This is a genomic window from Nocardioides sp. NBC_00163, from assembly GCF_045206295.1.
Lineage (GTDB): Bacteria > Actinomycetota > Actinomycetes > Propionibacteriales > Nocardioidaceae > Nocardioides.
Window position 1 is genome coordinate 2,981,171 of sequence record NZ_CP108155.1, and the last position, 11,330, is coordinate 2,992,500.

Annotated in this window: 8 protein-coding genes and 2 rRNA genes (1 of these 10 cut by a window edge); 6 read left to right on the forward strand and 4 right to left on the reverse strand. The window is 64.8% G+C overall.

What is annotated here, in order from left to right:
- Nucleotides 1-7 precede the first annotated feature (7 nt).
- On the forward strand, nucleotides 8-826 hold the full coding sequence (locus OG801_RS14365; RefSeq protein WP_406036208.1) for a nicotianamine synthase family protein: 819 nt from the start codon (nucleotides 8-10) through the stop codon (nucleotides 824-826).
- On the opposite strand, the gene OG801_RS14370 is transcribed toward OG801_RS14365, so the two are convergent.
- Entirely contained in the window at nucleotides 823-1,707 is an 885-nt protein-coding gene (locus OG801_RS14370) for an LLM class flavin-dependent oxidoreductase (RefSeq protein ID WP_406036209.1), read from the reverse strand. The genes OG801_RS14365 and OG801_RS14370 overlap by 4 nt on opposite strands.
- A gap of 134 nt (nucleotides 1,708-1,841) precedes the next feature.
- Here OG801_RS14370 and OG801_RS14375 point away from each other — a divergent pair, with 134 nt between their 5' ends.
- The 3 genes from OG801_RS14375 to OG801_RS14385 all read left to right on the forward strand — a co-directional run bounded on the left by OG801_RS14375 (nucleotide 1,842) and on the right by OG801_RS14385 (nucleotide 4,814).
- Nucleotides 1,842-2,270 carry a YciI family protein gene (locus tag OG801_RS14375; protein WP_355021951.1) on the forward strand — a complete coding sequence of 143 codons (429 nt, stop codon included), beginning with the start codon at nucleotides 1,842-1,844 and terminating at the stop codon, nucleotides 2,268-2,270.
- Between the two features lie 27 nt (nucleotides 2,271-2,297).
- On the forward strand, nucleotides 2,298-3,527 hold the full coding sequence (locus OG801_RS14380; RefSeq protein ID WP_406036210.1) for an RNA polymerase sigma factor: 1,230 nt from the start codon (nucleotides 2,298-2,300) through the stop codon (nucleotides 3,525-3,527).
- Nucleotides 3,528-3,617: 90 nt separating this feature from the next.
- Nucleotides 3,618-4,814 carry an Nramp family divalent metal transporter gene (locus OG801_RS14385; RefSeq protein WP_406036211.1) on the forward strand — a complete coding sequence of 399 codons (1,197 nt, stop codon included), beginning with the start codon at nucleotides 3,618-3,620 and terminating at the stop codon, nucleotides 4,812-4,814.
- 36 nt (nucleotides 4,815-4,850) lie between these two features.
- On the opposite strand, the gene OG801_RS14390 is transcribed toward OG801_RS14385, so the two are convergent.
- A complete protein-coding gene (locus OG801_RS14390) occupies nucleotides 4,851-5,651 on the reverse strand; it encodes a siderophore-interacting protein (protein WP_406036212.1) in 801 nt (266 codons plus the stop codon).
- Nucleotides 5,652-5,727: 76 nt separating this feature from the next.
- Between OG801_RS14390 and OG801_RS14395 the strand changes: the two genes are divergently transcribed.
- On the forward strand, nucleotides 5,728-6,750 hold the full coding sequence (locus tag OG801_RS14395) for a DUF2332 domain-containing protein (protein ID WP_406036213.1): 1,023 nt from the start codon (nucleotides 5,728-5,730) through the stop codon (nucleotides 6,748-6,750).
- Between the two features lie 56 nt (nucleotides 6,751-6,806).
- Entirely contained in the window at nucleotides 6,807-8,102 is a 1,296-nt protein-coding gene (locus tag OG801_RS14400) for an MFS transporter (protein ID WP_406036214.1), read from the forward strand.
- A 344-nt stretch (nucleotides 8,103-8,446) separates the two neighbouring features.
- Here OG801_RS14400 and rrf read toward each other — a convergent pair.
- Together rrf and OG801_RS14410 are read right to left on the reverse strand one after the other, a co-directional pair.
- Nucleotides 8,447-8,563: ribosomal RNA gene (rrf, locus tag OG801_RS14405) — 5S ribosomal RNA — on the reverse strand.
- Nucleotides 8,564-8,669: 106 nt separating this feature from the next.
- Nucleotides 8,670-11,330: ribosomal RNA gene (locus OG801_RS14410) — 23S ribosomal RNA — on the reverse strand (it continues 430 nt past the right edge of the window).

Here is an 11,330-nt window from a genome sequence, read left to right on the forward strand (position 1 = left end):
GCCGGTTGTGAATCCGGGAACGTTCGAAGCCATCGACGAACGTCTTGTCTCCACCCTCGACGACCTGCTCGACCAGCCGTCGCTGGAGCCCGGGATCGTCGTCGACGCGCTCTTCAACCGGTTGGTGACCGCGGTGCTGAGCGTGCCCGAGTCGGAGGCCGAGACCGTGCTGGCCGCACTGCCGCCGTCGCGGTCACCGGCTCTCTTCCGCTCGGTCGCGTCCGCCGGCGAGCATGCGCTCGAGCGGGTCTGGGCCCGCCAGATTTCGCGCGCCCCCGACCCCGCGGCGGCATTCGCCCGCTTCCCCTACCGCGAGAACTACCGGCGCCTCGTGGAGATGGAGCTGGAAGCCGTACGCCGCCAGGGCACCGTCCCACGGCACGTGCTGCTCCTCGGCTCGGGGCCGCTCCCCCTGACCGCGCTCTGTCTGGCCGTCCAGGGCATCGCGGTGCACTGCGTCGACCACGACGCCGAGGCGATCCGGCTCTCCTCCGCCGCGTTCGGACGCCTGGGTGCCGTCGGCGTGACGTTCGAGCACGCCGAGGCCTCCGCCGCCACGCCACCGCACCCCGTCGACGTCGTGCTTCTCGCCGGCCTGGTCGGGTCCGACGATGCCGCCAAAGCCGATGTGCTCAGCAAGGCGGTCACCGCTCTCGCCCCGGGCGGCCTCGTCCTGGCGCGGAGCGCCCGGGGGCTGCGTACGCTGCTCTACCCGCAGGTCGGTCCGCAGGCTCTCGCCGGCCTGAACGTGGTCGCCGAGGCCAACCCCGAGGTCGACGCTCCGGGAACCGACGTGATCAACAGTGCGATCCTCGCGCGGACCTAGAGTGCCGGGTCGAGGACCTCGGCCTTGAGCTGTGCCGCCCGCTCGATCCGCTCGGCACCGGTCTCACCCAGATTCCAGGTCGGCAGGATGAACTCGTCGAACCCGGCCTCGACATAGCGGCCGATCAGGTCCTGCAGCTCACCGGCCGAGCCCGTCTGCGTCCTGGCGAAGCCCGGGTTCGCACCGTCGAGGTCGAGCATGAGGTTGGTGGTCGTCTTCATCGTCGCGGGGTCGCGGCCCACCTGCTCGCACGCCTCCAGGAGCTTGGCCCGCACCGCGCCGGCGCTCTCGGGCGTGCCCCAGGTGTTCCACTCGTCGGCGTGCCGGGCGACGACGCGCAGCATCCGCGGTCCCTTGGCACCGACCAGGATCGGCAGCGGCGAGGCCACCGGCTTCGGCTCGCACGGAGCGTCGGTGAGCTGGAAGTGGGTCCCCTCGAAGGTCGTACGTGGCTTGTCGAGCAGCGACCGGGTGATCTCGATCGCCTCCTCGAACCGGTCGACCAGCACCTTCGCACTCGGCAGGTCGATGCCGTACGCCTTGTGCTCGTTGATCTGCCAGCCGGCACCCATGCCGAGCACGAACCGCCCTCCGGCGATGTGGTCGATCGTCGCGGACCGGTTCGCGAGCAGCGCCGGGTGATGGATCGTCGTCGGGGAGACGAGGGGCCCGATGCGTACGTTCTCGGTGGTCGCGGCCAGCGCCGGGAGGACCCCCCAGACCTCGTGCATCGGCCCGTCGTCGCTGTCCTCGGAGCCGGTGTTGGGCATGTAGTGGTCGGCGAACCAGACGCCGTACCAACCGGCCTGGTCAGCCGCCTGCGCCTCGGCAAGGATGTCGGCAGTGGGAACGGCAGGACTGGGCCACAACGAGATCTTCACGTCCCCAACCTACCCACCCGCTGAACAGGGTCCCGAAAATATTCTTGGCAGCGTTGTCGATCCCGCGTAGACCTCGTTCGACCAAGGGGTGAACGGGCCGGCAAGACGGCCCGACCGACACAGGAGAAACCGAGATGCCGAAGTACATGCTGATCTGGCGCACCATCGACGAGGACAAGCAGAACGCCGCGATGGCCGAGATCCCCTTCGAGCAGATGCTCGAGAAGATGGGGCAGCTCAACGACGAGCTCATCAAGGCGGGCGTGGTGCTCGCCATGGAGGGCCTCGACCCCGAGGAGCACACGGTCGTCACCTACGCCGACGCGGGCGAGCCGCCGGTGGTCACCGACGGTCCGTACGGCGAGACCAAGGAGCTCTTCGGGGGCTTCTACCTGATCTCGGTCGGCTCGAAGGAGGAGGCGGTCGAGTGGGCCAAGCGGCTCAGCTACTTCCCCGGTTCCGCCGTCGAGATCCGCCGGGTGCCCACGATCGACGAGTTTCCGCAGGACAACCCGTGGATCCAGAAGGAGCTCGACTGGCGCACCAAGACCGGGCAGCTCTGAGGGCCGAAACCACCCGGGGAGACACCGATGAGTGACGCGACGCGCGCCGTCGAGGCGATCTGGCGTATCGAGTCCGCCCGCATCGTCGGCGCGCTCGCGCGCTACACCGGCGACTTCGCCCTCGCCGAGGACGCGGCCCAGGAGGCCCTCGCTGAGGCGCTGGTCTCCTGGCCGCGCGACGGCCAGCCGGCCAACCCGGTCGGCTGGCTGATGACCACTGCCAAGCGGCGGGCGATCGACACGATCCGCCGCGCCGGGGTCCAGCGCGAGAAGTACGAGGCGATCGCCCACGACCAGGACGAGGCGTACGACGACGAGCTGGACATCGAGCGGATCGATGACGACGTCCTCGCGCTGATGTTCGTCTCCTGCCACCCGGTGCTGTCCAAGGAGGCCCGGGTGGCGCTCACCCTCCGGGTCGTCGGCGGCCTCAGCAGCGAGGAGATCGCCCGGGCGTTCCTGGTGCCCGTGCCGACGATCCAGGCCCGGATCACCCGCGCCAAGAAGACGATCGCGGCCGCGAAGGTCCCCTTCGAGGTGCCGTCTCCCGACGAGCGTCGGCAGCGTCTGGCCGGCGTGCTCAACGTCCTCTACCTGATCTTCACCGAGGGTTCGACCGCCACGTCCGGCGAGGATCTGATCCGCACCGACCTCGCGCGCGAGGCGCGGAGACTGACCCGGGTGCTGATCGGCGTGCTGCCCGACGAGCCGGAGGCGTACGGACTGCTCGCGCTCATGGAGCTGACCGCCTCTCGCTTCCCGGCGCGCACCGATGCCGCCGGCGACCCGGTCCTCCTCGAGGACCAGGACCGCACCAGATGGGACCAAGGTGCCGTACGCCGCGGCCTGGCCGCCCTCGAGCAGGCGACCCCACGGGGCCTCGGCCCGTATGGGCTCCAGGCCGCGATCGCCGCCACCCACGGGGTCGCCGACTCGGTCGAGACCACCGACTGGGAGCGGATCATCGTCCTCTACGAGGCCCTGGGCCGCATCGCACCCAACCCGATCGTCGACCTCAACCGGGCCGTGGCGGTGGCGATGGCCCACGGACCGCTGCGAGCTCTGGAGCTCGTCGACCGGATCGCCGAGGACAAGCGGCTCGACCACACCCATCTCCTCCCGACCGTACGCGGAGAGCTCCTGCGCCGGCTGGGCCGAACCGTCGAGGCACGCAAGGAGCTGGAGCGGGCGGCAGGGATGTGCACGAACAACCGGGAACGTGCCGTCCTTCAGCAAAAGATCGCGGAGCTTACCTAAAACGGGGTATACCTGTCCCCCATGTCACACGCAGCGAGGACAGAGACAACCGAAGCCCCTCGATGGCGGATCCTGGGACCCGGTCTCGTGGTGGCCGCGACCGGTGTCGGTGCCGCCGACCTGGTCGCCACCCTGATCGCTGGCAGCAAGTACGGCTACGCCCTGCTGTGGGCCGTCGTCGTCGGATGTGTCCTGAAGGTGGTCCTGGTCGAGGGCGCCGGGCGCTACACCCTGGCGACCGGCGAGACGATCTTCCAGGGATGGCGGCGTCTGGGCATCTGGACGACGATCTACTTCGGTCCTTACATCGTGATCTGGGGCTTCATCTACGGTGCCGCCGCGATGGCCGGCACCGGCCTGGCACTGACCGCGCTGTTCTCGTTCGCGTCGGTGAAGGTCTGGGGCATCCTGTCCGGCCTGATCGGTCTCGCCATCGTGTGGGCCGGCCGCTACGGCCTCTTCGAGAAGTTCCTCGCGGTCCTGGTCGGCATCATGTTCGTGACGATGGTCGGCGCGGCGCTCGTCACCCTGCCTAACCTCCCCGACCTCCTCGTCGGCCTGGTCCCGACGATCCCCGAAGGCTCCCTGGTCAACATCCTCTCGGTCGCCGGCGGCGTCGGCGGCACGATCACCCTGGCCGCCTACGGCTACTGGCTGCGGGAGAAGGGCTGGCACACGCCGCAGTTCATGCGCGTGATGCGGATCGACAACGCCACGGCGTACGTCGTGACCGGCATCTTCGTGGTCGCCACCCTCATCGTCGGCGCCGAGCTGCTCTACTCGGCCAACATCGCCATCGGCACCGGCGACCAGGGCATGCTCGACCTGTCCAGGGTGCTCGCCGACCGCTACGGCAACTGGTTCGGCAAGCTCTTCCTGATCGGCTTCTGGGCCGCGGCGATGTCGTCCCTCGTCGGCGTCTGGAATGGCGTCAGCCTGATGTTCGCGGACTTCATGGGGACCATCCGTGGAAAGGCCGACGAGCCCGAGGCCAAGAGCGGCGGCATCTGGTATCGCTCCTACATCCTCTGGCTCACCTTCCCGCCAATGATCTGGCTCCTGCTCGCCGACGAGCCCACCTGGCTGATCCTCATCTACGGCGTCCTGGGCGCCTTCTTCATGCCGTTCCTGGCCGTCACGCTCCTCTGGCTCCTCAACACCAGCCACACTCCCGCGGAGTGGCGCAACAAGTGGGTCTCCAACATCGGCCTCATCATCTGCGCCCTGATCTTCGCCTGGCTCGCCTTCGACCAGATCCGCACCTCCATCCAGGACCTGCTCAACTGAGGTCCAGGCACCCGGCGGATCGGCGAGCGCCAGGCTCTACGCCTGCGCCTTGCCGATCCGCCAGTAGCCGACGAAGGTGATCCGCGACTTGGGCACCCCGACCGAGACCAGATGGCGCCGTCCCTCTGCCGGGATCGTCCGCTCACCGACGAGATAGGCCGAGAGCGTGGTCGGCACCTCGGGCGTGAACGCCTTCACCTCGGCGATCGCCAGCGCCCCGGGCTGTGCGGCGGAGTCGCCTCGAGCCAGCCACCGCACCTCGACCCCCTCGGGCCCGGCGACGTCCTGGACGTCGGCCATGTCCGGGATCTCGATGATTGCCAGGCCGCGTGCGTCGCGGGGCATGTCTCGGAGGATCCCGACGATCGCCGGAAGGGCCGACTCGTCCCCGACGAGCAGGTGGAACGACGCGTCCGCAGCGAAGTCGAAGCCCGTGCCCTGATCCATGAGCACGACCCTCTCCCCGGGCTGTGCGGTACGCGCCCACGGACCCGCGATCCCGAGATCCCCGTGCACGACGAAGTCGACGTCGATCTCACCGAGGTCGGGCCGGTGCTCGCGCACGGTGTAGTTGCGCAGCGGCGGCCGGTCGCCATGCCTCAGATACTTCAGGTAGTCGATCGTCCCGAGCTTCTCGGGCACCGCGTCGAAGTTGGTGGCCTCTCCGTTCGGTCGCGGCAGGAAGAGCCGGAACCACTGGTCGAAGCCGCGCTGCGGGAAGCGTCGCAGATCATCGCCTCCCAAGGTGAGCCGCACCATGTGCGGCGTGACCTGCTTGTTGTGCAGCACCTCGGCCGCGTACACGCCCTTCAGCTTGCGGCCGTCGTCGAATCCCATGCCAGCTCCATTTCCCGTTTAAGTAAGGCTTACCTTACCTACACTCGCAAGCGCGCGTCAGTGCTTGGATGTGCCCATGGCGACTCTCTCCGAGCTCTTCCGCGACCACTTCGGCCACGAGGAGCACCTCTACGGCTGGCTGCTCAACCGGTTCGCGGACGACCTCGATGCGGGTGGTCCCGTGGCTGAGATCTGCCGGGATCACCTCGACGCCTCCCGTGCCGATGCCGTGCAACTGCGCCTCCTGGCGGCTCTTCACCGCATCGTTCTCCGTGGCGACGCTCCCGAGATCGAATGCTTCTATCCCAACCTCGGAGGCAACGACGCGTACGTCACCGCCTGGCCATTGTTCAAGGAGGTGCTCGCAGCTCACGTCGATGAGCTCCGCGCAGGTCTGGAGGTGGCGCCCCAGACCAACGAGGTCGGCCGCTCCGCCTGTCTCCTCATCGGGATCTTCGAGGCCGTACGCCGCACCGGCCTGCACCGCATCCGGCTGCTCGAGCCGGGCGCTTCGGCGGGGCTCAACCTGCTCGTCGACCGCTACCACTTCTACGGCGAGGACTGGGCGTACGGTCCCACGGACAGCCCGCTGACGATCGACACCCAGAGCTCCGGAGTACGTCCGGTTCCGTTCGAGGTAGTCGCGCGCCGTGGCTGCGACCTCGCCCCTGTCGATGTCTCCACCGCGGCGGGACGCGAGTACCTGACCTCGTTCGTATGGCCCCATCAGGTCGATCGTCACGCCCGGCTCGCCGGTGCCCTGCAGGTCGCGGCCGGCGACCCGCCCGTCGTCGACGTCGGTTCGGCCGACACCTGGCTGAAGGAACAGCTCACCGAAGCGACCGACGCCGATGTGCTCACGGTCGTCTGGCAGTCGATCACCGAGCAGTACTGGCCGATCGAGGTACGCACCGGCGTACGCGCTGCCGTCGCCGAGGCGCGTGGGCGCCTGCCCATCGCCCACGTCAGCATGGAAGGCGTACCGCCGGCGCAGACGGCCTCGGGCTGGGACATCCGCACCGATGGTCCCGCACTCAACCTCGACGGCGACGTGCTCGCCCGCTCGACCCACCACGGCCCGCCACTGATCCTGGCGTAGCCGCGCGAGACCAAAGTCGGTTGACGCGTTCCGCGTCCGGGTTAAGGCTGTTCGGCATGCCCGCCGACGAGCTTTCCGGCTGGAGGCGCAACGCAGCGATCTTCCTCGCCGGCCAAACGGTATCTTTGCTCGGCTCGATGCTGGTGATGTACGCCGTGATGTGGCACCTCACCATCGAGACCCGGTCCGGGTCAGTGCTGATGCTGAGCCTCGTCTTCGGGATGCTCCCGCAGGCGTTCATGTCGATCTTCGGCGGCGTCTGGGCCGACCGACATCACCGCAAGTTCCTCATCATGGGATCCGACGCCACCATTGCGGTCGCCACCCTGATCCTGGCCGGCCTGATGGTCAGTGGGATCGACGACCTCTGGATCATCTATCTCGCCCTGGCCATCCGCTCGGTCTTCGCCGGCATCCAGATGCCTGCGGTCACCGCGATGATCCCGCAGATCGTGCCGGAGTCTCAGCTGCTCCGCATCAACGGAGCCTTCCAGACGATCCAGTCCGCAATGACGCTCCTCGCCCCGGCACTCGCCGCGGTGATCTACGCCAGCATGGACATCGTCGCGGTCTTCTTCGTCGACGCGATCACGGCTCTCATCGGTGTCGGCCTGCTCGCTCTCGTCCCGGTCGCCCGCCTCGTACGCCCCGACCAGGGGAAGGTCTCCTACTTCGGCGACCTCCGCGCCGGCCTCAAGTACGTCTCCACCCATGCGCACGTGCGTTGGATCCTCGTTCTCTTCACGCTGGTCATGGTGATGGTCGGAGCCCCCTCCTACCTCACCCCGCTCATGGTCACCCGTACCTTCGGCGACGAGGTCTGGAAGCTCACCGCGAACGAGCTGTTCTGGGGCTTCGGCATGCTGGCCGGCGGCGCCGCCATGGCCGTGCTCGGACCCAAGATCGTCCACCGCATGCGCCTGATGGTCGGCTCCGTCGTCCTCATCGGGCTGTTCGTCGTCGGACTCGGAGTCTCCACCAACATGTGGGTCTTCTTCGTCTTCGGCCTGCTGATCGGGGTCGCCTTCTCGGCCCTGACCGCACCCGCATTCACCATCCTTCAAGAGCGCGTCGAACCAGAGATGCAGGGGCGAGTCTTCGGCATCGTCGGGATCGTCATGTCCGTTGCCATGCCGCTCTCCATGGTGGTCTTCGGCCCGCTCGCAGATCAGTTCTCGGTCGAGTCCCTACTCGTCCTCGCCGGCCTGCTGCTCTTCCTCATGGTCGGCGGCATCCTCGCCATCCCCGGCGCTCGCCGGTCACTGGCTGAGGTCGACGTCCCGAAGGAAGAGCCCATCGCTCCTGCTGCCTCGGTCACCCCGGACGAGGAAGCCTCACAGGGCACCAAATGACAGCTGCCCGGCACCTCGAAGGGCACCGGGCAGCTGGAGAAGCTCTGAATCAGCGGCTGGTGACCAGCTTGATGGCCACGCCGAGACCCGCGGCAACGACGGCGGCGATGAGCAGCTTCTTGACCATGGGAACTCCTTGTTCGAGGTGTTGTTGGTACGGACTGCAACTATGACATTGGACCTCGCATGGCAGCCCACGTCAACCGGGCGTGGCGCGAAGAGGGCCCGACATTCGTCTCGACGGGCCCAATACGGCGCACCTCGACAGCTCGACACAGCGCATCGAAAATGCGCACAAATAGCAGCAGGGCCACCTCCGAAGAGGTGGCCCTGCGCAAAGATATGTCCGGCGGCGTCCTACTCTCCCACAGCCTCTCGGTTGCAGTACCATCGGCGCTGAAGGGCTTGACTTCCGGGTTCGGGATGGGACCGGGTATTTCCCCTTCGCTATGGCCGCCGTAACTCTAGAGATCACCACTATCGGGGTGACCAAACCTGTGTTACAACAGTTGGTTGTGGACGCGAGACTTGACGGTCTTCGTTTGTTGTTTTTGTTGAGGGTTTATGAAAGATAAGCCCTCGGCCTATTAGTACCGGTCGGCTGGGCATCACTGCTGTACACCTCCGGCCTATCAACCCCATAGTCTGTAGGGGGCCTTAACCCATAAAGGGTGGGAAACCTCATCTTGAAACGTGCTTCCCGCTTAGATGCGTTCAGCGGTTATCACTTCCGAACGTAGCCAACCAGCCATGCACCTGGCGGTACAACTGGCACACCAGAGGTTCGTCCATCCCGGTCCTCTCGTACTAGGGACAGCCTTTCTCAAGTTTCCTACGCGCGCGGCGGATAGGGACCGAACTGTCTCACGACGTTCTAAACCCAGCTCGCGTGCCGCTTTAATGGGCGAACAGCCCAACCCTTGGGACCTACTCCAGCCCCAGGATGCGACGAGCCGACATCGAGGTGCCAAACCATCCCGTCGATATGGACTCTTGGGGAAGATCAGCCTGTTATCCCCGGGGTACCTTTTATCCGTTGAGTGACCACGCTTCCACATGCCGTGGCCAGATCACTAGTTCCGACTTTCGTCCCTGCTCGACATGTCTGTCTCACAGTCAAGCTCCCTTGTGCACTTACACTCGCCACCTGATTGCCAACCAGGCTGAGGGAACCTTTGAGCGCCTCCGTTACACTTTAGGAGGCAACCGCCCCAGTTAAACTACCCATCAGGCACTGTCCCTGAACCAGATCATGGTCCGAAGTTAGACATCTAGTACGACCAGAGTGGTATTTCAACGTTGACTCCACACACACTGGCGTGTGCGCTTCACAGTCTCCCACCTATCCTACACAAGCCGAACCAAACACCAATACCAAACTATAGTAAAGGTCCCGGGGTCTTTCCGTCCTGCCGCGCGTAACGAGCATCTTTACTCGTAGTGCAATTTCGCCGAGTCCACGGTTGAGACAGCGCCCAAGTCGTTACTCCATTCGTGCAGGTCGGAACTTACCCGACAAGGAATTTCGCTACCTTAGGATGGTTATAGTTACCACCGCCGTTTACTGGGGCTTAAATTCTGAGCTTCGCCGTGAGGCTAACCCGTCCTCTTAACCTTCCAGCACCGGGCAGGAGTCAGTCCGTATACATCGTCTTACAACTTCGCACGGACCTGTGTTTTTAGTAAACAGTCGCTTGGGCCTGGTCTCTGCGGCCCTTCACGCTTCCCCCAGCTAGTGGGTTCACGATCCGGGCCCCCCTTCTCCCGAAGTTACGGGGGCATTTTGCCGAGTTCCTTAACCATGGTTCGCTCGATCGCCTCGGTATTCTCTACCTGATCACCTGAGTCGGTTTGGGGTACGGGCGGCTCATGACTCGCTAGAGGTTTTTCTCGACAGCATAGGATCATCGACTTCCCCAAACGGGTCCGTATCACGTCTCAGGCATACAGTGTGCGGATTTGCCTACACACAGCCCTACACGCTTACCCGTAGACAACCATCGCTACGGTTCGACTACCTTCCTGCGTCACCCCATCACTTGACTACTACACACTTGGGTCCCATGTTCCACACACACGCCTCACCCCGAAGGGATCGGTCACGCATGCTTCAGATGGTTAGCATCATGCGCCTCATCATGGGCGTCACTTCGCCGGTACGGGAATATCAACCCGTTGTCCATCGACTACGCCTGTCGGCCTCGCCTTAGGTCCCGACTTACCCAGGGCAGATTAGCTTGACCCTGGAACCCTTGATCAATCGGCGGATGTGTTTCTCACACATCATTCGCTACTCATGCCTGCATTCTCACTCGCGTAACCTCCACCGCTGGATCACTCCGCTGCTTCACTGGTTACACGACGCTCCCCTACCCACCCCGGAAAACCGGAGTGCCATAGCTTCGGCGGATAACTTGAGCCCCGCTACATTGTCGGCGCGGAATCACTTGACCAGTGAGCTATTACGCACTCTTTCAAGGGTGGCTGCTTCCAAGCCAACCTCCTGGTTGTCACTGCGACTCCACATCCTTTTCCACTTAGTTATCGCTTAGGGGCCTTAGCTGATGGTCTGGGCTGTTTCCCTCTCGACAATGGAGCTTATCCCCCACTGTCTCACTGCTGCGCTCTCACTTACCGGCATTCGGAGTTTGGCTAACGTCAGTAACCTGGTCGGGCCCATCGGCTATCCAGTGCTCTACCTCCGGCAAGAAACACGCAACGCTGCACCTAAATGCATTTCGGGGAGAACCAGCTATCACGAAGTTTGATTGGCCTTTCACCCCTAACCACAGGTCATCCCCTCCATTTTCAACTGAAGTGGGTTCGGTCCTCCACGCCGTCTTACCGGCGCTTCAACCTGCCCATGGCTAGATCACTTCGCTTCGGGTCTAGAGCGCGCGACTCAATCGCCCTATTAGGACTCGCTTTCGCTACGGCTTCCCCACACGGGTTAACCTTGCCACACACCGCTAACTCGCAGGCTCATTCTTCAAAAGGCACGCCATCACCCCCACTGCCAAAAGGCCGGCCGGGCTCTGACGGATTGTAGGCACACGGTTTCAGGTACTATTTCACTCCCCGCCAGGGGTACTTTTCACCTTTCCCTCACGGTACTGGTCCGCTATCGGTCATCAAGAAGTATTTAGGCTTAGCGGGTGGTCCCGCCAGATTCACACGACATTCCACGAGTGCCGTCCTACTTGGGAAGTACATCAACCCAGCCAAACA

Coding starts and splice junctions, on each gene's coding strand:
- OG801_RS14375 (WP_355021951.1), top strand. CDS start 1,842: ATGCCGAAGTACATGCTGATCTGGCGCACCATCGACGAGGACAAGCAG.
- OG801_RS14380 (WP_406036210.1), top strand. CDS start 2,298: ATGAGTGACGCGACGCGCGCCGTCGAGGCGATCTGGCGTATCGAGTCC.
- OG801_RS14390 (WP_406036212.1), bottom strand. CDS start 5,651: ATGGGATTCGACGACGGCCGCAAGCTGAAGGGCGTGTACGCGGCCGAG.
- OG801_RS14395 (WP_406036213.1), top strand. CDS start 5,728: ATGGCGACTCTCTCCGAGCTCTTCCGCGACCACTTCGGCCACGAGGAG.
- OG801_RS14400 (WP_406036214.1), top strand. CDS start 6,807: ATGCCCGCCGACGAGCTTTCCGGCTGGAGGCGCAACGCAGCGATCTTC.